This window comes from Paenibacillus sp. FW507-14B1B (genome assembly GCF_058781425.1).
Window position 1 is genome coordinate 151,588 of sequence record NZ_JBYSWS010000006.1, and the last position, 25,246, is coordinate 176,833.

The 25,246-nt window shown below is 46.2% G+C and carries 22 protein-coding genes and 1 riboswitch; of the genes, 4 read left to right on the forward strand and 18 right to left on the reverse strand.

The annotated features are described in order from the left end of the window. Positions 1–138: 138 nt before the first annotated feature. Positions 139–888, forward strand: a complete 750-nt coding sequence (locus AC3WJJ_RS23385; protein ID WP_492544295.1) for an SDR family NAD(P)-dependent oxidoreductase — start codon at positions 139–141, stop codon at positions 886–888. A 311-nt stretch (positions 889–1,199) separates the two neighbouring features. Continuing rightward, a complete protein-coding gene (locus AC3WJJ_RS23390) occupies positions 1,200–2,942 on the forward strand; it encodes a methyl-accepting chemotaxis protein (RefSeq protein WP_492544297.1) in 1,743 nt (580 codons plus the stop codon). A 79-nt stretch (positions 2,943–3,021) separates the two neighbouring features. On the opposite strand, the gene AC3WJJ_RS23395 is transcribed toward AC3WJJ_RS23390, so the two are convergent. From AC3WJJ_RS23395 to AC3WJJ_RS23480, 18 genes are all read right to left on the reverse strand, one after another. Further along, on the reverse strand, positions 3,022–4,386 hold the full coding sequence (locus tag AC3WJJ_RS23395; protein WP_492544299.1) for a sugar ABC transporter substrate-binding protein: 1,365 nt from the start codon (positions 4,384–4,386) through the stop codon (positions 3,022–3,024). 210 nt (positions 4,387–4,596) lie between these two features. Then, complete coding sequence (gene purD / locus AC3WJJ_RS23400) at positions 4,597–5,865, reverse strand: phosphoribosylamine--glycine ligase (protein WP_492544302.1); 1,269 nt, start codon at positions 5,863–5,865, stop codon at positions 4,597–4,599. A gap of 130 nt (positions 5,866–5,995) precedes the next feature. Next, positions 5,996–7,543, reverse strand: a complete 1,548-nt coding sequence (purH, locus tag AC3WJJ_RS23405; RefSeq protein WP_492544304.1) for a bifunctional phosphoribosylaminoimidazolecarboxamide formyltransferase/IMP cyclohydrolase — start codon at positions 7,541–7,543, stop codon at positions 5,996–5,998. A gap of 250 nt (positions 7,544–7,793) precedes the next feature. Continuing rightward, on the reverse strand, positions 7,794–8,417 hold the full coding sequence (purN, locus tag AC3WJJ_RS23410; RefSeq protein WP_492544306.1) for a phosphoribosylglycinamide formyltransferase: 624 nt from the start codon (positions 8,415–8,417) through the stop codon (positions 7,794–7,796). Continuing rightward, positions 8,417–9,457: a phosphoribosylformylglycinamidine cyclo-ligase gene (gene purM / locus AC3WJJ_RS23415; protein WP_492544308.1), complete on the reverse strand. Its 1,041-nt coding sequence runs from the start codon at positions 9,455–9,457 to the stop codon at positions 8,417–8,419. Before purM ends, purN begins: the two co-directional genes overlap by 1 nt. A 51-nt stretch (positions 9,458–9,508) precedes the next feature. Beyond that, on the reverse strand, positions 9,509–9,952 hold the full coding sequence (locus AC3WJJ_RS23420) for an immunity 26/phosphotriesterase HocA family protein (protein WP_492544310.1): 444 nt from the start codon (positions 9,950–9,952) through the stop codon (positions 9,509–9,511). Then, on the reverse strand, positions 9,952–11,436 hold the full coding sequence (purF, locus tag AC3WJJ_RS23425) for an amidophosphoribosyltransferase (RefSeq protein WP_492544312.1): 1,485 nt from the start codon (positions 11,434–11,436) through the stop codon (positions 9,952–9,954). Before purF ends, AC3WJJ_RS23420 begins: the two co-directional genes overlap by 1 nt. Continuing rightward, complete coding sequence (gene purL / locus AC3WJJ_RS23430) at positions 11,421–13,667, reverse strand: phosphoribosylformylglycinamidine synthase subunit PurL (RefSeq protein ID WP_492544314.1); 2,247 nt, start codon at positions 13,665–13,667, stop codon at positions 11,421–11,423. Before purL ends, purF begins: the two co-directional genes overlap by 16 nt. Beyond that, a complete protein-coding gene (gene purQ, locus AC3WJJ_RS23435; protein ID WP_492544316.1) occupies positions 13,642–14,331 on the reverse strand; it encodes a phosphoribosylformylglycinamidine synthase subunit PurQ in 690 nt (229 codons plus the stop codon). The genes purL and purQ overlap by 26 nt, the downstream gene beginning before the upstream one ends. 2 nt (positions 14,332–14,333) lie before the next feature. Further along, positions 14,334–14,579: a phosphoribosylformylglycinamidine synthase subunit PurS gene (purS, locus tag AC3WJJ_RS23440; RefSeq protein WP_379242693.1), complete on the reverse strand. Its 246-nt coding sequence runs from the start codon at positions 14,577–14,579 to the stop codon at positions 14,334–14,336. 63 nt (positions 14,580–14,642) lie between these two features. Continuing rightward, positions 14,643–15,527 (reverse strand): phosphoribosylaminoimidazolesuccinocarboxamide synthase, encoded by an 885-nt coding sequence (locus tag AC3WJJ_RS23445; RefSeq protein ID WP_492544318.1) that lies wholly within the window; start codon positions 15,525–15,527, stop codon positions 14,643–14,645. 76 nt (positions 15,528–15,603) lie between these two features. Next, positions 15,604–16,902, reverse strand: a complete 1,299-nt coding sequence (purB, locus tag AC3WJJ_RS23450) for an adenylosuccinate lyase (RefSeq protein ID WP_422659766.1) — start codon at positions 16,900–16,902, stop codon at positions 15,604–15,606. A 4-nt stretch (positions 16,903–16,906) separates the two neighbouring features. After that, positions 16,907–18,091 carry a 5-(carboxyamino)imidazole ribonucleotide synthase gene (gene purK, locus AC3WJJ_RS23455; RefSeq protein WP_492544321.1) on the reverse strand — a complete coding sequence of 395 codons (1,185 nt, stop codon included), beginning with the start codon at positions 18,089–18,091 and terminating at the stop codon, positions 16,907–16,909. Further along, positions 18,088–18,573, reverse strand: a complete 486-nt coding sequence (gene purE, locus AC3WJJ_RS23460; RefSeq protein WP_492544357.1) for a 5-(carboxyamino)imidazole ribonucleotide mutase — start codon at positions 18,571–18,573, stop codon at positions 18,088–18,090. The genes purK and purE overlap by 4 nt, the downstream gene beginning before the upstream one ends. 199 nt (positions 18,574–18,772) lie before the next feature. Continuing rightward, positions 18,773–18,874: riboswitch (purine riboswitch) on the reverse strand. A 177-nt stretch (positions 18,875–19,051) separates the two neighbouring features. After that, on the reverse strand, positions 19,052–19,486 hold the full coding sequence (locus AC3WJJ_RS23465) for a universal stress protein (RefSeq protein ID WP_422659764.1): 435 nt from the start codon (positions 19,484–19,486) through the stop codon (positions 19,052–19,054). Positions 19,487–19,604: 118 nt separating this feature from the next. Further along, positions 19,605–19,868, reverse strand: coding sequence for a DUF1294 domain-containing protein (locus AC3WJJ_RS23470; protein ID WP_492544323.1), 264 nt, complete (start codon positions 19,866–19,868; stop codon positions 19,605–19,607). Between the two features lie 213 nt (positions 19,869–20,081). Further along, a complete protein-coding gene (locus tag AC3WJJ_RS23475; RefSeq protein WP_422659762.1) occupies positions 20,082–20,219 on the reverse strand; it encodes a hypothetical protein in 138 nt (45 codons plus the stop codon). 66 nt (positions 20,220–20,285) lie between these two features. Further along, positions 20,286–22,424: a DNA topoisomerase III gene (locus tag AC3WJJ_RS23480; protein ID WP_492544325.1), complete on the reverse strand. Its 2,139-nt coding sequence runs from the start codon at positions 22,422–22,424 to the stop codon at positions 20,286–20,288. A 234-nt stretch (positions 22,425–22,658) separates the two neighbouring features. Between AC3WJJ_RS23480 and AC3WJJ_RS23485 the strand changes: the two genes are divergently transcribed. Then, positions 22,659–24,059, forward strand: coding sequence for a YfcC family protein (locus AC3WJJ_RS23485; RefSeq protein ID WP_492544327.1), 1,401 nt, complete (start codon positions 22,659–22,661; stop codon positions 24,057–24,059). 13 nt (positions 24,060–24,072) lie between these two features. Next, complete coding sequence (locus AC3WJJ_RS23490) at positions 24,073–25,221, forward strand: M20 metallopeptidase family protein (protein WP_492544329.1); 1,149 nt, start codon at positions 24,073–24,075, stop codon at positions 25,219–25,221. The last annotated feature ends 25 nt before the right edge of the window (positions 25,222–25,246 follow it).

Below are 25,246 nucleotides of genomic sequence, written 5' to 3' on the forward strand. Positions count from 1 at the left end.
GTTAAGTGATACTTAATTAATATTAATTATAATTAAATTTATATAAACATAAAGCAGTGCTACGATAATGATAGAAAGATCATAGACAAACGGATTTAAATCACGAACCCATTACATTTCTTGAAGGAGGAATTTTAGATGTCTAATAAAAGAGTTGCTGTTATCACAGGTGGAGCAAGTGGAATCGGTAAAGAAACGGCTTTGAAATTCGCAAGCAAGGGTGATCAAGTCGTTATTGCAGACTTTAACGAAGTTGCTGGTAATGAGGCCGTCAATCAGATTAAAGCCACAGGTGGAGAAGCTATCTTCGTCAAAACGGACGTGTCCAAGTATGAAGAAGTTGAAGCTTTGGTAGAAACGGCAGTGCAAACCTACGGTAGAATCGATGTGATGTTCAACAATGCAGGTATTGGACGTATTACTCCCGTACTGGACCAGAATCTAGCCGATTATCACAGTGTCATTAATGTGAACCAGCATGGTGTCACTCACGGTATTATTGCAGCGGGTAAAAAAATGCGTGAGCTATCCATCCAAGGGGTTATTATTAATACCGCATCCGTCTTCGGATTTCTTGCTTCCCCAGGTACATTCGCTTATCACGCTTCCAAAGGTGCTGTCATTATGATGACCAAATCCGCTGCGCTGGAGCTCGCACCATATGGTATTCGTGTCGTTGCCGTGGCTCCAGGGGCCGTAGACACACCAATCATCCAAGGCTATAAAGACAATGGTATGGTTGATGAGATGAAAGCTAAGGTGATGGGTAACAAGTTAACACAGCCGGAGCAGATTGCTGATTCTGTCTATTTGCTAACACTTCCAGAAGCAAGTGCGATTAATGGTAGTGTCGTTATGGCAGACGAAGGCTACGCTTCCTTTAAATAAGTATCTCTACACTTCAAGGTTACTTTATAATTTCACTGAAAAAGCAGGCTAGGAAGGATCAACTTCCTTGACCTGCTTTTTGTTCTTTTACCAAAACAATGATCCTACCTCAGATTCTCCCCACTTCAACAGAGAAGATCATATTGTCCTCTTCCACTAAAAAATCCCCTCATTAAAAATAAGGAAGTTGTCGATATATTATTCATCGTAAAACTGTGCAGATCTGTGCTTTTGTCAACTTAGGTATCTAAGTTAGCAAGAAGCGGCTGAAATGACTACAGTGAATTATATAACGTATAAGGTGGATGTGTATGAAAAGAAGAAACAGTTTGGTGTTCAAATCAATCGTTATGTTGGCTATGTTATTTCTCTTATTAGGAGCGATCGTGACGATATTGAATCAGTCAGAGATGAAAAAACAACAGCTAACAGAACTCTCTAATATGGAATGGACGCTTCACAATATCATTGTGGAAGGTATTCCTCATATCGAGAAGGCTAAGACCATGCTTGGATCTGAAGAGCTGCTGAAAGACGAGCACATCATGGAGCTACAAAAACAGCTGGACAGCATGAAAAATAATCAAATGATTTCCAGCAGCTACCTCTATATACCTGAAACTACAAAGGGAGATAACGTTAATATACAGCTGATTCTAGCTAACAAAGAACTATACGATTCAGGACTGAAATCAGGTGACATGTATGAAGCAAAAGGTGAATTTGCAAAAGCGCTGGCTGAAATGAATGCGAAAGGATATGCAACATCCGAAGTCTATACTGATGAATTCGGTACTTGGGTCAGCGTCATCAGCTCCGTGAAAGATAGCAGTGGCAAAGAAGTCGCTATCTTCGGTATCGATTTTGATTATTCCTCAGTTGCCAAGCAGCAGAGGGCCGTCATTATCAAAACAAGCATCATTGGCTCCATTGTCGTACTTATGTTCATCTTACTCCTAGTGTTCATTGTGCGGTTAACTCTGCGTCCGATTATCCAATTATCTGAGCTTAGCGCCAGAGCCGCTCAGGGTGACCTAACTGTTGAGGCTCACGTAACAAACAAAGATGAAGTTAGTGTTCTGTCTGCGAACTTTAATACCATGATCGGAAACATCAGGAACCTAATCCAGAATGTCCAGCAGACTTCAGAAAAAGTGTCCCAATCTTCTAAATCCTTGGTCATGAGTGCGGACCAGACCTCAAAGGCGACTGAGGAAATTACGATGGCTATTCAACATGTCGCCCAAGGATCTGAGACCCAAATGCAGTCTGCGATGGAAAGCCAGATAGCGATGGAGGAAATGACGAACGGCATCCAGCGGATTGCGGAGCATTCTTCAATGTTGTCTGAGCATTCATACGAGGTCGCGCAAAAAGCGGAATCTGGAAACGAAGTCATTCAACATTCAGTGAAGGACATGAGGGAAATTCATACGACCGTCTCCAATACGGTAGACATCTTGAATGAACTAGAAACTCGGTCACATGAAATTCAACAGATCGTCAGTATCATCTCTAATATCGCAGGCCAAACCAATTTACTTGCGCTCAACGCATCCATTGAAGCAGCGCGAGTTGGTGAGCAAGGCAAAGGGTTCGCCGTTGTTGCGCAGGAGGTGCGTAAGCTTGCCGAGCTGTCTGGCAGCTCGTCTGAACAAATTTCCACCATGCTGGCTGAAATTTCAACTTATGTTACGCGTGTTTCAAGCGCGATGAATACCAGTATGGGTCAAGTAGAGCAAGGAGTCGGGTCCGTTCAGAAGGCTGGAGACGTCTTCGGCGAAATTGTTGCCGCTCTTCAAAGTGTCAACGAGCAGGTCCATGAAGTATCTGCTTCTGCGGAGCAAATGTCTGCAGGAAGCAGACAAGTATCGAATTCACTAAGCGAGTTGGCTAAAATCGGACGTAGCGCGTCCGAACACACTCAAGTCGTTGCTGCATCATCCGAGGAACAGATGGCCTCTATGCAGGAGATTGCTAGTGCCTCAACGATGCTAGAAACCATGGTGAATGATCTCGAGAAAGAAGTTCGCGTATTTAAGCTTCAAGGATAATAGATTAAGCGTGGATAATAAAGAAGATGCACAGCAATATATCATCGCTGGCATCTTCTTTTTCTGTCATTAAGAACATTTATTTCTGTGCTTGAATCTCTTTCACGGCATGATCTAGTGCTGCTTTCGTATCTTTTTGCTTATCCCATATATCAGCTAGCGCAGCATCCACCGGCCTCCATACAAGATCCATCTCTGGCAGAGTCGGTACGGCTTGAGCATTGCCAAGCTGAGCGATAAACGCTGACATATAGGGATCGCTTAGGAGGTGTTCCGATTGCTGCACCTCTATATTTGTCGGGATTGCCCCCGTTTGTACACTGTAATTCAGCTGCGCTTCCCTAGATGATGCGTAATAAGCAAACAATTTTGCTGCATTAGGATACTTACTATCTGCATTCACATACCAAGCCTTAATATCCGCGAAGGAGACCGCAGGATATCCCGCGACTGCAGGAAGTGGAGCAACGCCTAACTGATCTCCAAGTGCTTTTTTATAAACACTTAGCATCTCAGGACCGCTGATATCCATTGCAAGCTGATCTGAAGTAAATCGTTCTCTTTTGAACTCTTGTGTGAGCTTATCCGATTGCAGAGGAAGAACCTCTCTTAAACGGGAGAATACCTTCATACCCCGCTGAGCCTCTGCACTATTCAGACCCATATCGTTAATATCTGTTCCACCCTTGCCATAGATGTAACCGCCACTTGACGCAAGGAATGGATAACTGAAGTAAAGATTGCCAACGTCCCACATGATGCCATATGTATTGGTCGTTTTATTCGTAAACTTCTTACTGAAGTCAATGACATCATCAAACGTTCTTGGCGCTTCTTGTATCAGTTTCTTATTGTAATACAGCAGATATGTGTCTGCTGCGAAGGGGTATCCATACACAATCCCTTGATAAGATACACCTTCTACTATGTTCTTCGCATTCATCCTTCTTGCTTCAACTTCAAATAGATCGTTCGGCAGAACTAGCCCGGCTTCTACTGCTTTCCCAAGTTCTCTACTAGGGAGCGTCATAACATCTGCAGCAGATGTTCCTTCTTGTGCAAGTCGATCTGTTTGCTCGACGGAATCTATAACTTCCCGAGTAACCTCCACCCCATATTTATCCGTAAATGCCTTAATCAATTCTTCTGGGTAAGTTCCCGCTCCTTTACTCTCCCATACCACCAATTTAGCATCAGCTTCAGCTTTGAATTCTGCGCCATTCGCATCTGGTGGTGCTGTCTTGGCACCGTTCGATGCTTCTGTTGGTGGTGGCGGCGTCAACGCTCCATCTGGTTGATCAACCGGAGGTGGGTCGGTCTTAGCCCCTGTAGGTTGATCAACCGGCGCTTGTGGGTCCACTTCTGGAGCAGCTTTCTTTCCACCACATGCGGATATGGATAATACGATCGTGAACGCTGTTATAAGTGCTATTACTTTCTTCATTCTCATCCCCTTGTTACCCCTCTCCAATTCATGTAACTAGGTATGCTTATCTGAACACATCATACAACAATTACCCAACTATTGTAAAAAAACCAACATCCATCTGGCCATAAATATAAAAGACCTGCAATAAATGCAGGCCTCTACTTACACTAGAATGAATGACTTGTAATAATAGAATGATGCTGCAAATCCTCTAGAAATACCGTTTCAGATTAATGCTTTCGCTGCGATGTCTGTACGGAACTGTTTTCCTTCAAAAGTAATCTGTTCCGCACGTTCATAAGCTTTCGCACGAGCGGATGCAATATCAGAACCAAGCCCCACAACCCCGAGAACACGTCCACCGTTCGTAACCATTCGTCCATCTCCATCAAGCGCTGTTCCAGCATGGAACACGATCGAAGAGGAATCCTCCGCATCCAGACCAGAAATAACCAGACCTTTCGGATAAGAAGCCGGATATCCACCTGAAGCTAGAATCACACACACGGCTGCCTCATCACTCCACTCAAGCGTAAGATCAGCAAGCGTTCCATTCACAGCTGCCAAGAACACTTCAAGAAGATCTGTCTTTAAGCGTGGCAGTACCACCTGTGTCTCCGGATCACCAAAACGAGCGTTAAATTCAATCGTCTTCGGTTTACCATCCGGTGTAATCATTAGACCAGCGAACAACACACCGCGGAATGCACGACCCTCGGATACCATCGCCTTCGCGGTCGGTTTTATGATCGTTTCGATCGCTTCTTCAATAATCGAATCCGAAATATGTGGAAGTGGAGAATATGTACCCATTCCACCTGTATTCGGTCCTAAATCGCCGTCGTAAGCTGGCTTATGATCTTGTGCAGCTGACATCGGTTTCACCGTCTCGCCATCAACGAAAGCCAAGATCGACATTTCTTGTCCTTCTAAGAATTCTTCGATAACGACTCGGCTTCCCGCTTCCCCGAACACTTTGGATTGCATGATATCGCGAAGCGCCTGCTCTGCCTCTTCTAAGGTATGCGCTACGGTAACGCCTTTACCTGCTGCAAGTCCGTCAGCTTTAACAACAATTGGAGCCTGCTGACTCCGCAAGTAAGCTAGTGCCTGTTCGTAATCGTCAAATTTCTCGTAGGCTGCTGTTGGGATATTGTATTTATGAAGCAGATCTTTCATAAATGTTTTGCTGCCCTCGATTTCAGCAGCATTCTTACGTGGTCCGAATACCGGAATCCCTGCCCCTTCGAACACATCTACAATCCCGTCTGCAAGCGGGTCATCTGGCCCGACAACAACAAGCCCAACGGCTTTCTCTTGGGCAAATGTTTTTAATTGTTCGAACTCATGAACTGCGATAGGTGCTACTTCTGCAATCTGAGCAATACCTGCATTTCCAGGTGCACAATATATGGTTCCGGCTTTTGGGCTCTTGGACAGCGCCCATACAATCGCATGCTCGCGTCCACCGCCACCGATTACTAAAATGTCCATGCTTCCCCTCCATCCAAAAGATCATTACATTTATCGATTCACGAGATGAATCATTTATACAGCAAAGGAACCGCCCGGGGCAGCAGCATCATGCCAGGGCTACCCCGAATATGCGATTCCTCATTGAATTTTAGTGTTTAAAGTGTCTTACGCCTGTAAATACCATGGCAATGCCGTTCTCATTAGCCACCTTAATGGACTCTTCGTCTTTCACGGAGCCACCAGGCTGAATGACAGCGGTAATTCCTGCTTTTGCTGCGATTTCGAGCGTGTCCCCCATCGGGAAAAATGCGTCAGAAGCGAGAACAGCTCCTTTTGCCTTGTCGCCCGCTTGTTCAATCGCAATGCGTGCCGAGCCTACACGGTTCATCTGACCAGCACCCACACCTACTGTCATATCATCTGCAGCCAGTACAATCGCATTCGATTTCACATGCTTAACGACTTTCCATCCGAACAGCAGTTGCTTCAGTTCTTCTTCCGTTGGCTTACGATCTGTAACAACTTTCAGATCATCCACATCAAGCGAATGAACGTCGCTCTCTTGCACGATCATACCGCCTTCGATTGAAGTTACAGCAAGTACACTCTGACGTTCCTTAGCAGAACCGAACTCACCCATTTTCAGAAGACGAATATTCTTCTTCTTCGTGAGCAGCTCCAGTGCTTCCGGTGTGAAGTCTGGTGCAAGAATAATCTCGAGGAAAATATCCTTTAGCAGCTCAGCTGTCGGCCCATCAATCGTCCGATTTGCTGCAACGATCCCACCGAAGATGGAGGTGGTGTCAGCTTCATAAGCTTTCTTGAACGCTTCCAATACATTGGTGCCTACGCCTACACCGCAAGGATTCATATGTTTAACCGCAACGACAGCCGGCTCATCAAATTCCTTCACGATCTGCAGTGCTGCATTCGCATCATTAATGTTGTTGTAAGACAACTCTTTACCGTGAAGCTGCTCAGCTGTTGTCAAAGTACCTGCTGCTGCCAGCGGCTTCTTGTAGAATGCAGCCTTCTGGTGTGGATTCTCACCATAACGAAGATCTTGAATTTTCTCATATGTTACGCTCAGACGTTCTGGCAATGGATCGCCAGTTACATTCGACAAATACTCAGAAATCAATGTGTCGTATGCTCCTGTATGACGGAATACCTTAGCTGCAAGACGTTTACGCGTTTCAAGTGTTGTATCCCCATCCGCGCGAATTTCTTCCAGAACCGCACTGTAGTCGCCCGCATCTACAACAACACTAACAAATGCGTGGTTTTTTGCCGCGGAGCGGAGCATTGTTGGCCCACCAATGTCGATATTCTCAATCGCATCTTCATATTCGACATCCGGTTTCGCAATCGTTTCCTGGAATGGATACAGATTTACAACAACGAGATCAATATAGTCCAGCCCCAACTCCTGCATCTGACGTTGATGTTCACTGCTGTCACGAACCGCGAGCAAACCGCTGTGCACTGCTGGGTGTAATGTTTTTACACGTCCATCAAGGATTTCCGGGAAGCCTGTTACATCCGAAATACCGATAACCGGTACGCCTTCTTTGGCAAGCAAGCTTTTTGTTCCTCCTGTTGAAATGATCTCAACACCCAGAGAAGCCAATTCGCGGCAAAACTCCACGATTCCCGTTTTATCTGACACACTGACCAGTGCTCTTTTGATACTCACATTTATTCCTCCCTATCATTGTGGAAAGTTCCCCAAACGTGACTTTAGCCATTCCATTTGCATATTTCGATTCTAAATCTTCCGTAGAACCCTATATCATAAGTTCATTCAGATCAATGGAACTTGATTAAACGTCGTTTATTGGATTTACAACTATGCTCATCGTAAATGCTGTCGATATGAGATAATTCCTAAAGTATTTCCCGAGAAATATCGAACTTGTCGATGTTAAGGCGGCCCTTGTCCGGTTTTACCGCTTCACCGGTGCAGTAATCGCCACATTACGCCCATTCAGCGTAATTCGGCCTTCTGTAAACCAAGATACGACTTCAGGGTATAACTGCTGTTCAACGGTATGAATACGCTCAGAAAGGGATGCTTCGTCATCCCCTTCCAAGATTTCGACTGCACGTTGTGCAATAACTGGCCCCGTATCCATTCCTCCATCGACAAAATGAACGGTAATACCCGTCATCTTCACTCCATACGCTAGCGCCTGCCCGATGGCATCTTTCCCTGTGAATGAAGGCAGCAGCGATGGATGAATGTTAATCATACGACCACTGTATGGTTCCACCAGAACGGAGGTCAACAGACGCATATAGCCTGCCAGAACGATCAGATCTACGCCGCGTTTACCAAGCTCTGCTGCAATCTCACGCTCGTAGTCTTCTCTCGAAGCATAATCCTTCGGCTGGAACAAAAAACAATCAATCCCTGCTTTACGGGCACGCTCTACAACGGGAGCCTGCGGCTTATCGCATACGAGGAGACTGATCTCTCCACCCAGAGAGCCGTTAGCCATCGCATCAACAAGCGCCTGAAAATTGCTCCCTCTGCCGGAAGCGAACACCGCAATCCGGTAAGATCCCATTACACATTCGCTCCCGTAAAGGTAACCGCACGCTCTCCATCGGTAACTCTTCCAATGACATAAGGCTCTTCATCAGCGGAACGCAAGAGCTGAAGCGCCTGATCTGCATCCTGCTCAGCAACGACAACAACCATGCCGATTCCCATATTAAATGTTGTAAACATATCTTTATTGGAGATGCTTCCTTGGTCCTGCATCAGTTTAAAGATCGGCAGAATTGGCCATGAGCCGTACTCAATGTCGACATTCACGTTCTCTGGCAGCATACGCGGAATATTCTCGATGAATCCGCCGCCTGTAATGTGAGCCATACCTTTCACTTGAATCTCTTTGAGGAGTGCAAGCAGCGGTTTAACATAAATCTTCGTTGGTTCAAGTAATACATCTCCAAGACGTGCGCCAAGCTCAGGCAGCTCTTGATCAAGTGCAAAGCCAGCTTTCTCCAGAAGCAGCTTACGAACGAGTGAGAAACCGTTACTATGTACGCCGCTTGAAGCCAATCCAAGTACTACATCACCAGAAGCAATCTTGGAGCCGTTGATCATCTTACTCTTATCCACAATACCGACAGTGAAGCCAGCAATATCGTATTCCCCTTCGCTGTACATGCCCGGCATTTCCGCCGTTTCTCCACCGATCAACGCACAACCGGACTGGTGACATCCTTCAGCAATTCCGGCAACGATGGCTTCAATCTTCTCCGGAATGACTTTGTCACATGCTAAGTAGTCGAGAAAAAAGAGCGGTTCTGCACCTTGGACCACAACGTCGTTCACGCACATAGCCACTGCATCAATTCCGATGGTGTCATGACGGTCCATCGCAAATGCGAGCTTCAGCTTTGTACCAACGCCGTCGGTGCCCGAAACGAGAACCGGCTCATCATATTTATCTTTGTTTAAACCGAACAGGGCCCCAAATCCACCTAGATCTGTCATCACTTCCGGACGGAAGGTACGCTTCACGTGTTTTTTCATCCGTTCAACCGCTTCATTACCTGCCGCGATATCAACGCCGGCCTTTTTATATGCTTCTGACACTACCATCGCACCCTTCATCTGGTTCTATACATGCTATTCCAACTATAGCTGTCATTGCTTCATCTCCAACAGATGAATCTGCACCAACTCATAACCAGCTACGCCGAGCGTATTGAACTTACCATACTCATCCTGGCTAAGGTTACGAATGTACTCGTCTCCACGGTACAAATGCCCGGCGCACTGGAATACCTTCTCTTCTTCCTTGTCGGGAGTCAAGGGAATATTCCCTACGAGCTTCCACATTCCATTTCGGAGATTTACAGGAGAGGTGAAAATCACGCTTCTTTGCCGATTTCCGTAAGAGTAGCTGAGAAAGGCTCCATCCTCCACATTCACTGTATCATTCAGCTCGAAGCGAATGACACCGAACGAAAAAGCCTTTTTGTAACGGCCTTTCAGCGCGCATACCACCTGGCATACTGCAAATCGTCCATCCTGCATGGGAATCATAAATATATCGCCTTCGCTAAAACTCTTACTCGTACGCTTCATTAACAGCTGCACCCCATTTTTTCCTCACCCTGAAAGTCGATCTGTGTCGGATAATCATTGTCAAAGCAAGCCAGACACAAACCGCCCTTCGGGCTTTTCTCATCATAACCGCCGATGGATGCAATCAGGCCTTCGGGACTGAGGAACGAGAGTGAATCTGCGTTAATTTCCCTGCAAATTTCCTCCACACTCTTCTCAGAAGCGATAAGCTCCTGACGATTCGGTGTATCAATTCCATAGAAGCAAGGATTCTTGAACGGTGGAGAAGTAATCCGAACATGCACTTCTGCAGCTCCCGCTTCTCGCAGTAGATTCACAATCCGCCGGGATGTCGTTCCCCGAACGATGGAGTCGTCAATCATCACGACACGTTTGCCTTCGACAACACGACGAACGGCGCTTAGTTTCATCTTAACGCCTTGCTCGCGCAGCTCTTGGCTAGGTTGAATAAATGTCCGGCCCGTATATTTATTCTTAATAAGTCCAAGCTCATAAGGAATACCCGTCTGCTCTGCATATCCAATCGCAGCGGAAATACTGGAATCCGGAACGCCTGTTACCACATCCGCATCCACAAACGATTCAAGCGCCATCCGACTGCCCATACGTTTACGTGCGGAGTGCAGATTCGAGCCGTTCAGATCACTGTCCGGACGAGAGAAGTAGATATATTCCATCGCACACAGTGCTTTTTGACCTGCTTCTGTGTAACGATCTTCTTGTAGTCCGGAACCATTCACATCCAAGACAAGTAATTCACCTGGCGCAATATCACGGACTGCTTCTGCCCCAATCACTTCCATGGCACATGTTTCAGAAGCGAAGACATATGCCTCACCCAGACGGCCCATGGTTATGGGTCTCAGCCCATTCGGGTCGGAAGCAACAAGCAGCTTGTCATTCGTCATAATTAGGAATGCGAATCCGCCTACTAGGCGCTGAAGTGCATCCTTAGCCGCCTCGACAAAATCCTTCGGCGAGCGCGCAATCAGGTGGGCGATCACTTCCGTATCACTCGTCGTCTGGAAGATTGAACCCGCGTTCTCCAGCTCGCGACGTAACTGTGGCTCATTAACGATATTGCCGTTTGTTGCAATGGCCAGATTACCTTCACGGTATTTAAAGATCAGCGGCTGCGCATTAGACAGGCGACTATCTCCACTGGTAGAGTAACGAACATGCCCAATAGACATATCTCCGTTCAAAGACTCTAGAACATCCTTGTCGAATACTTCCTTAACGAGTCCCATACCCCGGTGATAGTTGAACTCACGACCATCTGCCACACAGATTCCTGCGCTCTCCTCGCCCCGGTGCTGCAGTGCGTGTAGCCCATAGTAGGACAGTGAAGCGGCATCAGGGTGTCCAAACACCCCGAATACGCCGCATTCCTCTTTGAGCGTATCAAAGATATCGCTCTGTCCTGTTCCTTCATTATAGTAATCACCAGTCCATAATCCTTCCGGTATTAATTCATTCGGCATGGAATGGCATCCTCCCAGACGGACTTCAAAGCCTCCACCGGTTCTTTCACAGCGGAAGTACCGTTAATGTTGATGCTTAATTGATCTCCGCCAACATGGCCAATCGCAGCGAACGGAATATTTGCTTCCTTCAGAAGCTGCTCCAGATCAGCCTGTTTGCCAGGGGATACGGAAAGAATAATACGGGATTGGCTTTCGCTGAAGAGTGCAATGTCATTTCTAAGCTCTGTGCTCAGATTAACTTCAGCACCTACACTTCCGCTAATGCAGCTTTCAGCCAACGCTGCAGCAAGTCCACCCTCAGATACATCATGAGCAGAGCTAACAAATCCAGACTGAATGGCAGTAAGTACGCCATCGAGCAATTTTTTCTCTGTAGTCAGATTCAGCTCTGGAGGACGACCTTCAGAAACACCATGCAAGATCGCCTGGAATTCACTACCGCCAAGCTCTGCGAACGTTTCACCAAGCAGGTAGATTGCATCGCCTTCGGATTTGAAGCCTTGCGTTGTAATATGATCTGTATCATGAATTAGACCGACCATACCTACAACTGGAGTTGGGTAAATTGCACCCTTCGCATTTTCATTGTACAGACTGACATTACCGCCGATAACTGGTGTGTTCAGCTGATGGCAAGCTTCTGCCATTCCGTCTACCGCACGTTCCATCTGCCAGAAAATCTCTGGTTTCTCCGGGCTACCGAAGTTCAAGTTATCCGTAATCGCAAGTGGCTCAGCACCGGAGCAGACAATGTTACGCGCTGCTTCACTAACGGCAATTTTGCCTCCAAGCTCTGGATCTAGATATACATAACGTCCATTACAGTCCGTTGTCATCGCAAGTCCTTTGCGTGTGCCGTCTACCGTCACTACCGCAGCATCAGAACCTGGACGAACCGCCGTACTGGTACGAACCATATAATCATATTGATTGTACACCCAAGCTTTACTTGCAAGGCTTGGAGAACCAAGAATTTGCTTCAAGGCACCGCCAAGATCCTTCACTTCATCATAACGAAGTGTATCCACAGCAGCTTGAGCTTCATAATAAGCAGGTACAGCTGAAGGTTTGTTATATACAGGGCACTCGTCTACCAGTGCTTTAACTGGCATATCACCAACGACTTCACCGTGATGAATCAGCTTCAATCTTCCGTCATCTGTTACCTTACCGACCTTCGCACAAATGACGCCCCAACGTTCAAAAATCTCAAGCGCCTGCGCCTCATCCTTCGGCTCAACGACGAATAACATACGCTCTTGGGATTCAGACAGCATCATTTCATACGGAGTCATGCCTTCTTCACGTTGTGGAACCTGATCCAGATACAACTCCAGTCCATTACCAGCTTTACTTGCCATCTCAGCACTAGAACATGTCAATCCTGCCGCACCCATATCCTGAATCCCGAGCACGATGCCGGTATCAATAAGCTCCAGACAAGATTCCATTACCAGCTTCTCCATGAACGGATCGCCAACCTGAACTGCGGTACGTTTCGCCTCAGATTCTTCGGTCAACTCAACGGAAGCAAAGGTTGCACCGTGAATACCATCTCGGCCCGTTGGAGGACCAACGTAATACACGGGGTTACCTACACCTTTTGCAACACCGCGCTGGATTTTATCATGATCGATAATACCTACGCACATAGCGTTAACAAGTGGGTTACCTTCATAACTTTCGTCGAAGACAACCTCTCCACCAACGGTAGGAATTCCGATGCAGTTACCATAGCCAGCAATACCCGAAACCACATGCTCGAACAAATATTTAACACGATCGCTCTCAAGTCTGCCGAAGCGAAGCGAGTTCAGAAGCGCTACCGGTCTTGCACCCATGGAGAAAATATCACGAATAATGCCGCCTACACCCGTCGCTGCACCTTGATAAGGCTCAACCGCTGATGGGTGGTTGTGGCTCTCGATTTTGAACACGACTGCTTGATTGTCACCGATATCTACGATACCCGCTCCCTCACCAGGTCCCATCAAAACGCGTGGACCACTTGTCGGGAACTTACGAAGCAAAGGCTTCGAATTCTTGTATGCACAGTGCTCGGACCACATAACACTAAATACACCGATTTCCGTATAGTTAGGTTTACGTCCCATAAACGAACAGATCAGATCGTATTCGCTGTCCGATACTCCCATTTGTTCATATAACTTAAACTCCGCAACCTGCTCTGCGGTTGGTTCTTTAGCGGACACTTGTTGCTGCGTCATGACGATCCCTCCATGTCTGAATGATGGATGTAAACATTGCCTTTCCGTCTTCCGATCCGAGCAGGCTGCTCATCGCACGTTCCGGGTGAGGCATCATGCCAAGCACATTGCCACGCTCGTTACAAATCCCTGCAATATCTGCAACCGATCCATTCGGATTATCCTTATAAGTAAATACGATTTGCCGGTTGTCCCGGAGCTGTTGTAGTGTAGCTTCATCACAATAATAGTTACCTTCACCGTGAGCGATAGGAATAACAATCTCTTGTCCTTCCGAATAACTACCTGTAAACGGTGTTTCCTGATTAACGACCTTAAGTACACTATCATGACAGCGGAATTTCATAGATTCGTTACGACGAAGAGCACCTGGCAAAAGCCCTGCTTCCGTCAAAATCTGAAATCCGTTACAAATTCCAAGAATGAATTTTCCTTCTTCCGCCGCTTTGGCCACTTCGTTCATGACCGGGGCGAACCGGGAAATCGCACCGCACCGAAGGTAATCTCCATAGGAGAAGCCTCCAGGTACCAAGATGCAATCATAAGGCGACAGATCTGTTTCTGTATGCCATACATAATCCACGGATTCTCCCATGGCCTCAACTGCTTTATAACAGTCAATATCACAGTTAGAACCTGGGAAGACAAGTACTGCAAATCTCATGGTTAGCCCTCCAATTCATAACGGTAATCTTCAACTACCGTATTAGCCAGAAGCTTTTCACACATTTGCTGCAGACGCTCTTCCGCTTCCTTGCGGTTATCTGTATCCAGCTCTAACTCCATATACTTTCCGATACGAAGGCTTTCCACTTCCTTGAATCCTACGGAATGAAGTGCCCCTTGTACTGCTACCCCTTGTGGATCCAAAACGCTTTGCTTGATGGTGACATAGACCTTTGCTTTCAACATCGTTTCCTGTTCCTCCTCGGTATCGTATATGAATAATTGCTTACTTATGATTGCCTTGTGAACCTAAGACGCCGTAATCCGGCGGAAAATATCGGTATAACGGTTCGTTGTTTCTTCAACAACGGACTCAGGGAGCGGATCAGGTTTACTGTTCTTATCCCAGTCGGATGAAGCCAAGTACGTACGAACAGGCTCCTTATCCATGCTATCAATCTCAATATCCAGCGCATAATTCGCCTTATCCCAGAAACGAGAAGAGTCCGGAGTGAAAATCTCATCGATCAAGATGACTTTTCCATCAATTAGACCAAATTCGAATTTACAATCCGCCAAAATAATTCCTCGCTCCGCGCAGTAATCACGCGCGAATCGGTATAGCATCAGACTTTTCTCTTGAAGTTCTAGCGCAAGGTCATCGCCAACGAGTTCTTTCATGCGCTCCATGGAGATATCTTCATCATGACCCACATCATTCTTAGCCGCAGGTGTGAAGATCGGCTCTGGAAAGGCTTCATTCTTACGCATTCCCTCAGGAAGCTTAATGCCATTCACTTCACCGGTAGCTTGGTATTGACGCCATCCACCACCAGTGATGTATCCTCTGACTACACATTCAATATCGATGCGTTCTGCCTTACGAGCCACCATAATTCGGCCCTCTAGCTGTTCTTTGTTCTTAACGATAGAGCCAAGCAACTCCACATCTGTATGAACAACATGATTGTTGATCAACTGTTCAGTCAGTCCAAACCAGAAAGTACTAAGCTTGTTCAGCACCGTTCCTTTAGCGGGAACCGGTGGGTCTAGCACATAGTCGAACGCTGAGATTCGGTCAGTAACCACAATCAGCATGTGCTCACCCAGATCATAAAGCTCACGAACTTTACCCTTGTACAACAAAGGTGCATCAATTAAATCGACAGCCGTAGAAAGCGCAGGTAATGCCATGTCATCTCACTCCCTTTTAAGCGGGGGCCGCTTGATAGCGGCCGTTATCTTGGCAGTTAAAGGAACGACTGCTCTACTATTCGTTCAAGCCCAATTTCGCAAAAATCGTATCTACATGCTTCAGATGCCAGCTTGGATTAAATGCATCTTCGATCTCTTCACGGCTCAGCACTTCCGTGATTTCCGGTGTTGCCTCAATAATCTCACGGAATTGACGTTGTTCTTCCCATGCCTGCATCGCTCTCGGCTGTACCGTATCGTACGCCTGCTCGCGGCTGAAGCCTTTGTCGATCAGCTTCGTCATCACACGGCCGGAGAATGGAACACCGAAGGTCCGTGCCATGTTGCGCTTCATATTCTCTGGGAATACCGTCAAGTTCTTCACGATATTACCGAAGCGGTTCAGCATGTAGTTCAGAAGCATCGTTGCATCCGGCAGAATGACACGTTCCACAGAGGAGTGGGAAATATCACGTTCGTGCCAGAGTGACACGTTCTCATATGCCGAAACCATATGGCCGCGAATGACGCGCGCAAGACCGGAAATATTCTCTGAACCAATTGGATTACGTTTATGCGGCATTGCAGAGGAACCCTTTTGACCTTTTGCAAAAGCTTCTTCCACTTCACGAACTTCACTCTTCTGAAGTGCGCGCACTTCCGTAGCAAATTTATCAAGGGAAGTTGCGATGAGTGCCAGTGTAGCCATGTATTCAGCATGACGGTCACGCTGCAGTGTTTGTGTCGAGATTGGAGCAGCCTTTGTACCAAGCTTCTCGCAGACGAACTGCTCTACCGAAGGGTCAATGTTGGCATATGTGCCTACAGCACCGGAGATTTTACCGTACTGTACGCCATCAGCCGCATGACGGAAGCGCTCCAGATTGCGAATCATCTCTTCGTGCCACAGTGCCATTTTCAATCCAAACGTTGTTGGCTCTGCATGTACACCATGCGTACGACCCATCATCGGCGTATGCTTATAAGCAAGTGCTTTTTCTCTCAGAATGCCAATAAACCGAAGAATATCCTGCTCCAAAATCTCATTCGCCTGCTTCAGCAGATAACCTGTAGCTGTATCTACTACGTCTGTGGAAGTCAGGCCGTAATGTACCCATTTGCGTTCCGCGCCAAGGCTTTCAGATACCGCACGGGTGAATGCAATAACGTCATGGCGCGTCTCTTGCTCGATTTCATAGATTCTCTCGATATCAAAGGTCGCATTCTTGCGAAGCTCAACGGTATCTTCTTTAGGAATAACACCCAGTTCAGCCCATGCTTCACATGCACATAACTCAACCTCAAGCCATGCTCTGAATTTATTCTCCTCGGTCCAGATAGCCCGCATTTCCGGTCTGCTGTAACGTTCGATCATATATTTAATGCCTCCATATATTAGTTTGCTTTACCCATTCGAGCGCGTCCTCTACATCTCCGCAGAGTAAGTTGATGTGACCCATTTTGCGGTTATGCTTACTGTCGCTTTTGCCATATAGATGAAGCTTAGGCACAATCCCAAGTGAAATTGCTGCCTGATCCTCTACTATAGATCTGCTAATCACCTCATCAAGATGTTGCCCTAACACGTTCACCATCACCACAGGCGTGAGCAGTGTAGTATCACCTAGTGGTAAATTGCATATTGCTCTCACATGCTGTTCGAATTGCGAGGTCGTGCATGCTTCCATGGTGTAGTGCCCCGAATTATGCGGCCTTGGTGCAACCTCATTCACATAAAGTGAACCATCAGCCGTGAGGAACATCTCTACCGCAAGCAGTCCAACCGCATTTAAACCTTCTGCAACCTTCTCAGCCAGCTGACAGGCTTTGCGCTGAACTTCAGTTGGTATACGTGCCGGAACGATGGACAGATGCAAAATATTGTTCACATGAATATTTTCCGCAGGCGGGAAGCTCTTCACTTCACCATTCGGCGTACGTGCTGCAATAACCGAAATCTCACTTGTGAAGGTGATGAATTTCTCGAGTACAAGCTCTGCACCCGTGGCAGCCAGCTCAGTGTAAGCAGCTTCAAGCTGCTCCTCTTGCCGAAGAACCGCCTGCCCTTTTCCATCGTAGCCACCGGTTGCGGTCTTAAGCACACAGGGTAAGCTAAGCTCAGCTACAGCTTCATGTAAGCTTTCGAGGCTTGTGATCTCACGATATGGAGCTACAGGAACACCTGCCGCTTCAATTGCTGCCTTCTCACGGAGGCGATGCTGCGTTGTATAGAGCAATTTACTTCCTTGTGGAACGTAAGACCGCTCTTCAAGCAGCGCTGCAACACCAGCATCCACATTCTCGAATTCATACGTAATGACGTCGGATTTCGCTGCAAGTTGTCCCGCCGCTTCAGCATTATCGTAAGCTGCGATAATCTGCTCTGATATTTGTCCAAGTGGACAATCAGGCTGCGGATCAAGTGTGATGAACTTGTACCCCATCCGTGTTCCATCAAGCGCCATCATACGGCCTAATTGTCCGCCGCCGAGCACACCGATAACCGATCCCGGAGCTAAACGCTCGCCGCTTGTCTGACTACGCTGACTCAGTTGCTCTTTCATAGATTGTCACTGCCTTTCAGCACCTCATCGCGTGTTCGGTCTCTTCGCTCCTGAACCCTTGCACGGATACTCTCATCTGAAGCACCAAGAATCTGGGCGGCAAGCAGCCCCGCATTCGTAGCACCCGCCTTGCCAATCGCCACAGTAGCAACTGGAATACCACCTGGCATCTGAACGATGGAGAGCAGGGAATCAAGTCCATTCAGTGCTTTTGATTGAACAGGTACACCAATAACGGGTAATACCGTTTTGGAGGCGACCATTCCAGGAAGATGAGCTGCTCCCCCAGCGCCTGCAATAATAACGCGTAGTCCGCGTCCCACCGCTTCTTCTGCGAACTTGAACATCAGATCTGGCGTCCGATGTGCTGAGATAACCTTTTTCTCATAAGCGATCTCCAGCTCATCCAACACCTGGCACGCATGAGACATGGTATCCCAATCGGACTGACTTCCCATAATGACTGCAACTTGCACCGCCATCACTCCACCTGCTTTCTTCGCATGTTTTCGAATCTTTTTCATCACATTAAAAAATCCGATTTCCCTGTACTACATCTGCGGGACACCGGACCTCTCGGGGGAATACCGCTTCTATATCACCATGTCATGAAGACAATACAGAGATACAAGAAACTCCACACCTTGGCCAGCTAGAAACCAAATAAATTTGCTTCTATATAGCAGTGCCGTATTCCCTCGTAGTCCGAAAATTTAAGGTTCCCGGGTAGAAACTTCTGGGCCATATCCCCAGCTTTATACGAGACATATTTAATTTACTAAATTTACATTTCATCAGTTGAATTGATCCTTAACAAGTTCAGTTTATCAATCCCTGACACCTCATGTCAACCTAAACACGAACATTCTAATATACTCAAAAAATATTGTTCGTTTTTTTGATATTTGAATATATAACAAAAGGGATGCCCATAAGCATCCCTTTAATGAGGTTAATTTATTATTTAATAACAAGGACTGGAATCTTGGCATGCTGCACCACATTATGGCTGACACTGCCCAGAACGAACTCTCGAATACCGCCTAAACCACGGCTACCGATAATGATTAGATCCATTTCATTTTGTTTCGCATATTCCAGAATGACTTCCGCAGGAGGTCCCTGAATCATTTCAACCTTACCATTCACTTGTGCATTAGCCATACGTTCTCTAAGTTCTTCTGTTGTTTGCTCAGCTAGGTCATAAATTTCCTTATTAACTGAAGCCGGAATTGGAGCAATACCTTCTCCAACGAAGAAGCGAGGAAATTCAAAAGCATGCACGATGTCTAGTGTAGCCCCTGGCGTTACTTTAACCAGTTCAACGGCTCGGCCAAGAGCTTTGTTCGAAGCTTTAGAACCGTCATAAGCCAGCAAAATTTTGGTGAATAGCATACAGGCCACCTCTTTCTCTGTGTGTTAAGAATGAACTGCTCTTCATTAAACCCGTTAGACGTAAATTGAAACGATTCATAGCTTGCATTCCAAGTTCAGAAGTTATGTAGATCGGAGGTCATTTCCACAAGTACCCGTACAATACAGCATTGAGAAATAACAATAATGGCACTCCAATCTTAAACGATAGATGCCTTGTCTTATGCCTTTTACGGTACATGGCAACCCATACACCAAAAGCACCGCCGACAGCTGCTAATAAGAACAGTGTCTTCTCAGGAATACGTTCCCTGCCAAGACGTGCTCGCCGCTTGTCATCGGACATGACCAAGTAGGCCACGGCATTAATAAAAACAAACCAGACACCCAGCGCGGTTCTCAATGTTTGTCCGCACCTCCAATCCCCCGTCAAATCTTTCGATTTTGGTAGGTATCATAGCTTCTACCTTTATTATAGAACTACAAATTCATGAATTCAATGACACTCTGTTGACAAAAAGCAATAAAAAGCCTGCGGATGAGTGATAAGCTGTGTTCCTTATCCATGTAGCATTTTCCGCAGGCAGTATGTCCAATAACCTTTTTTAAAGCAACTTTAAGATTCCTGTTTTGGAATTCCATTCAGACTCGGAACATAATCGTGAGCCTTTTTCGGCTTGAGTGTCTGGCTCTCTTCCAAAATGCTTGATTTGTTCTGCTGATTCTCCGTTTTTCTTGCCTTGTGATGTGGCACGACATATCACCTCCTGTTCGTAGAATGAACCATTCCACGACAGGTTATGCTTAGCACTTCCTTGTACTATTCTGATTTGCTCTTTTCTAATGCAGCTTTAAGCAGGTCACCTAGATTAGACCCGATGGATTCCTGCTTACTGTATTTCTGGACAAGCTTGCGTTCTTCTCGCTTGTTAACATGCTTGCTGTCCTTGTTCAGCGTTTCAGTGATTCCGCAACCCAAACACTGAACGTACGCACCAACCTTGCCTTCTTTCATCTCCATCTTCTTGTGACACTGCGGGCAGCGACGATTCGAAAGTCTTTTCTCACCGGAACGCTTGTATCCGCAATCTTCACTTGGACATACAAGAAACTTACCACGCTTCGTTTTCTTCTCAAGTAATCTCGTACCACAGTCTGGGCAATGACTATTTGAGACGTTATGAGGCTTGTATTCTGCATTACTGCCTTTGACCCCAGAGACCAGCTCTTTCGTCATATCACGAATACCGCGTAAGAATGGGTCTGCCTTCCCTTGTCCCTTAGCGATTCGCTCTAATTCTGCTTCCCATTTAGCCGTGAGTTCTGGAGTTCTTAATGCCGGAGCTACGAGCTCGATGAGCTGCTTCCCTTTTCCCGTGGGATGCAGGGATGAACCTTGACGCTCGATCGTATCTGAGCTAACAAGCTTCTCGATAATATCAGCTCGTGTAGCAGGTGTCCCAAGACCATGCTTCTCCATCTGGGATAAGAGAGCAGCCTCGTTATAACGTTTTGGAGGCTGAGTCCGGCCTGGTTTTACGATACAGCGACGAACAGTAACCTTCTCACCTTCAGACAACGCTGGAAGTAACTTTCCTGATGGCTCGGTACCACTCGTCTCCGAACTCTCATCTTCTCCTTCATCGTCATAATCCCCACCGTATACCTCACGCCAACCGCTATCTTTAACAGTGGTCCCTTTCGCACTAAAGGTCTCCCCTTCGATCTGGACCGTTACCGATACAGCATCATATCTAGCTGGCGGGTAGAATAAACTGATAAATCGGCGCACGATTAGATCGTACAGTTTTCGCTCATCACTACTCAGTTTATTCAACAAGACCGTCTCTTCGGTCGGAATGATCGCATGGTGATCTGTAACCTTGCTGTCATCCACAATCCGTTTACCTGGTGAAAGACTCTTACGAAGTAGAGGACGAGCCAGTGTTGCATACGGCCCAACAGCGACACTCTCCAGCCTTTCTTTTAAAGTTGATACCATGTCAGATGTCAGATAGCGGCTATCTGTACGCGGATAAGTGACCAGTTTATGTTGCTCATATAATTTCTGTAGTACGTTTGACGTCTGCTTCGCCGAGAAGCCAAAACGACGGTTCGCATCCCGCTGGAGTTCAGTCAAATCGTACGCCAGCGGGTGTGGCTCGGATTTCTCGCTTTTCTTCACACTTGTAATTGTTCCTGTGCGTCCATCGATCTTCTGCTTCAGCTTCTCCGACTGGGCTTTGTCAAACAAACGACCATCTCCGCCAGATGCACGCCATGAAGCCTCGAATTGACCCAAATCCACGCTAATTGTATCGTACTCCTGCGACCGAAAGCCTGTGATCTCTTTCTCCCGCTCCATAATCATACCTAAGGTTGGCGTCTGAACACGTCCTGCTGACAGCTGAGCATTGAACTTGCAGGTTAAGGCGCGTGTCACATTAAGCCCCACCATCCAGTCCGCCTCGGCCCGGCAGCGAGCTGATTCATAGAGACGATCGAATTGACTGCCTGGCTTTAATGAAGCAAATCCTTCCTTTATTGCCTTATCTGTTTGCGATGAAATCCATAATCGTTTAAACGGCTTATTCCATTTCGCCATATTCAGTATCCAGCGAGCAAGCAGTTCTCCTTCACGTGCCGCATCGGTTGCTACAATCATCTCTCCGATATCCTTACGTCTTAGTAGCGCCTGCACCGTTTTAAATTGATGGCTCGTCTCCCGCAGCACCTTCAGCTTCATCTTGTCCGGGAGGATCGGCAGATCCTCTAATGCCCATGTCTGAAATTTATGATCATAATCCTCAGGCTCAGCTAGTCCCACCAAGTGTCCCAGTGCCCATGTAACAACATATTTTGGTCCTTCAAAATAATTCTTATGTTTCTCGCGGCTCTCCATAACTCGTGCAATCTCTCTTGCAACCGATGGCTTCTCCGCTAATACTAATGCTTTCATAGCCCTCCCCTTCCTCTGTACAGTTATTATAACCTCCCGATCTTTTATCCACAAAAAATAGGCTTCCCCCTAGTCATTAAGGTGGAAGCCATGCATCAGATGTAACAATTATCCATTGTATAAAAATATAATCGATTGTATTATTATAAGGCCTTAAAATCATATCATAGAGCAAACAATATATAAATATCATTATATAAATTACATTATAAAATGTGCATAAGGAGTTTGAAAATGAGCAGCTTAGAAGATCAACTAGAGAAAAAACCAAAGAATTTTAATGTCTTTGTATTAATTTTTTGTCTTATCATTCTATCCGCCATTCTAACCTACATTGTTCCTGCAGGTCAATTCGATCGAACAGAAGTAGACGGAAGAAGCGTTATTCAGGCAGATTCATTCCAGTATGTTGACACGGAACCTTTAGGGTTATTAGATATTTTCAGCAGTGTTCACACAGGTATGGTGAACGGGGCAAGCACGATTTTCTTCGTATTGATTATTGGAGGAACCTTTGGCGTATTTGCCGCAACGGGTGCACTTGATGCATTCATCGCGATGATTTCACGTAAGATGGCTAACCGCGAGAAGCTTCTGATTCCCATTCTAATGTTATTTTTCGCTGTGGCTGGATCATTAATGGGAATGTCCGATGAAATTATTGTGTATATTGCCATTCTAGTTCCGCTCACCATTGCATTAGGGTTTGATGCGATGACCGGCTTTGCAATGGTAACCATCGGTGCATCCATAGGTTTTACTTCCGCGGTCATGAATCCATTTACCGTAGGGATTGCCCAAGGAATTGCAGAATTACCAACCTTCTCGGGAATGGGCTTCCGAATCGTTATTTTTATTGTGATGTATATAGCAGCAGCTACTTATGTATACCGCTATGCTTCCAAAGTAAAGAAGGACCCGTCCATCGGGATCTACGGCAAATTTAAGCGAGGCGAAGTAAAAGCAGGAGCTAATCCAGATCAAAAAATGACAAGAAGTCATAAACTTGTTCTGATCGCTTTCCTCGTTAGCTATATCGTACTCATCTTTGGGGTTACGAAATATGGCTGGTACATTACCGAAATTGCCGGGCTGTTCTTCCTGTTCGCTATCATTATGGGGGTTCTCGGAAAATTATCTCCATCAAGTATCGCCGACAACTTCATTGCTGGAGCCAAGGATTTGCTTGGCGGTGCCATGATTATCGGATTTGCCCAAGCTATTCTGGTCATTTTCAATTCAGCCGGTTTAATGGATACACTACTCTATCACGCTTCTAATCTGTTAGGTAATGTACCAGGTACATTGTCAGCTGTCGGTATGTTCTTCCTACAGTTAATTCTGAACTTCTTCGTTCCATCTGGAAGCGGACAAGCTGCCTTAACAATGCCGCTTATGGCACCCCTGTCCGATATGATTGGCGTTACGAGACAAACCGCAGTACTTGCTTATCAGTTTGGAGATGGGATTTCAAAAGCACTCTTTCCAACAGGTAATATCATCGCAGCTCTTGCAGTCGGTGGAATCTCTTATGGAAAATGGGTTAAATGGTTCCTTCCGTTCTTCATCATTCAGTTTATTATAGCGATTGTTGCACTGATTATTGCTCAACTGATTCAATATGGTCCGTTTTAAGGAAAAGGAGTTAATGACATTGGTTAATGAACAACTAGTTAAACAAGCAATTCAAGATCGTCGTCATCTTCACATGCACCCAGAGCTTTCCGGCGAAGAGTATGAAACATGTCAGTTCATTCGTAATCGCCTAGAAGCTCTTCATATAGAAATTCTTGACTTCAAATCTCCAAGTGTTGTTGGGTATGTCAAAGGTACGAAAGGCGATAAAACATTAGCCTTACGTGCTGACATTGATGCACTTCCTATTACAGAAGAAGGCGACAAGCCTTATATCTCACAAAAACCAGGCGTAGCTCATATGTGTGGACATGATGGTCATACCGCTATTTTATTAGCAGTCGCCGAATGGATCTCCCAGCATACACAGGAGATTGAGCCTAATATCGTGCTCATCTTCCAATCTGCCGAAGAAATTTCCCCTAGCGGAGCCGATCAACTCATTAAGCAAGGTGTTCTAGATCATGTAGATGCAATCTTTGGTATCCACCTCTGGCAAGGAATGGACAAGGGTAAAATCGGTTTAAGACCTGGGCCTACGATGGCCTCGGTGGATGACTTTGAAATTACGATTCAAGGGTATGGCGGACATGGTTCCATGCCTCACGAGACTATTGATCCTATTTATGTAGCTTCGCATGTGATTCAAGGCTTAAACAGCATCGTTAGCCGTAAACTTAATCCGATGGATGCCAGCGTCGTTTCCATTGGAAGAATTGAATCCGGTACGACCTATAACATCATCCCGGATTCAGCCAAGTTAATCGGTACGATTAGAACTTTATCACCCGGTGCTGTTCAGACGATCCAGCAGCAAATTGTACAGATTTCAAAGGGCATATGCAGCGCCTTTGGGGCAACAGCCAACGTAGACTTTATCGTTGGAACACCTCCACTCGTTAATGACCCTAAACAATTCGCATTTGCTGAATCCGTCATTCGAAGCACATTCGGCGAAGATGTGTTCGAGTTAGTTGAGCCAATCATGGGCTCTGAAGATTTTTCCTATTATTTACAAGAAAAGCCGGGTGCGTTCATCTATGTTGGTATGAGCGGAGAGAAGAGCATGTACCCTCATCATCATCCTAAGTTTGATATTGATGAAGATGTGTTCCCAGATGCCATTCAGCTCTTCCTGGAAATCATCAAAAACTATAAGTAATTCTATAGAGAAAAGCACATCAACG

Excerpts from the sequence above, each read along its gene's own strand:
- AC3WJJ_RS23385 (WP_492544295.1), top strand. The coding sequence starts at position 139 with ATGTCTAATAAAAGAGTTGCTGTTATCACAGGTGGAGCAAGTGGAATC.
- AC3WJJ_RS23390 (WP_492544297.1), top strand. The coding sequence starts at position 1,200 with ATGAAAAGAAGAAACAGTTTGGTGTTCAAATCAATCGTTATGTTGGCT.
- AC3WJJ_RS23395 (WP_492544299.1), bottom strand. The coding sequence starts at position 4,386 with ATGAAGAAAGTAATAGCACTTATAACAGCGTTCACGATCGTATTATCC.
- purD (WP_492544302.1), bottom strand. The coding sequence starts at position 5,865 with ATGGACATTTTAGTAATCGGTGGCGGTGGACGCGAGCATGCGATTGTA.
- purN (WP_492544306.1), bottom strand. The coding sequence starts at position 8,417 with ATGGGATCTTACCGGATTGCGGTGTTCGCTTCCGGCAGAGGGAGCAAT.
- AC3WJJ_RS23420 (WP_492544310.1), bottom strand. The coding sequence starts at position 9,952 with ATGAAGCGTACGAGTAAGAGTTTTAGCGAAGGCGATATATTTATGATT.
- purF (WP_492544312.1), bottom strand. The coding sequence starts at position 11,436 with ATGCCGAATGAATTAATACCGGAAGGATTATGGACTGGTGATTACTAT.
- purL (WP_492544314.1), bottom strand. The coding sequence starts at position 13,667 with ATGACGCAGCAACAAGTGTCCGCTAAAGAACCAACCGCAGAGCAGGTT.
- purQ (WP_492544316.1), bottom strand. The coding sequence starts at position 14,331 with ATGAGATTTGCAGTACTTGTCTTCCCAGGTTCTAACTGTGATATTGAC.
- purS (WP_379242693.1), bottom strand. The coding sequence starts at position 14,579 with ATGTTGAAAGCAAAGGTCTATGTCACCATCAAGCAAAGCGTTTTGGAT.
- AC3WJJ_RS23445 (WP_492544318.1), bottom strand. The coding sequence starts at position 15,527 with ATGGCATTACCTGCGCTTTCTACGGCTGTCGATTTAATTGATGCACCT.
- purB (WP_422659766.1), bottom strand. The coding sequence starts at position 16,902 with ATGATCGAACGTTACAGCAGACCGGAAATGCGGGCTATCTGGACCGAG.
- purK (WP_492544321.1), bottom strand. The coding sequence starts at position 18,091 with ATGAAAGAGCAACTGAGTCAGCGTAGTCAGACAAGCGGCGAGCGTTTA.
- purE (WP_492544357.1), bottom strand. The coding sequence starts at position 18,573 with ATGGCGGTGCAAGTTGCAGTCATTATGGGAAGTCAGTCCGATTGGGAT.
- AC3WJJ_RS23465 (WP_422659764.1), bottom strand. The coding sequence starts at position 19,486 with ATGCTATTCACCAAAATTTTGCTGGCTTATGACGGTTCTAAAGCTTCG.
- AC3WJJ_RS23480 (WP_492544325.1), bottom strand. The coding sequence starts at position 22,424 with ATGAAAGCATTAGTATTAGCGGAGAAGCCATCGGTTGCAAGAGAGATT.
- AC3WJJ_RS23485 (WP_492544327.1), top strand. The coding sequence starts at position 22,659 with ATGAGCAGCTTAGAAGATCAACTAGAGAAAAAACCAAAGAATTTTAAT.
- AC3WJJ_RS23490 (WP_492544329.1), top strand. The coding sequence starts at position 24,073 with ATGACATTGGTTAATGAACAACTAGTTAAACAAGCAATTCAAGATCGT.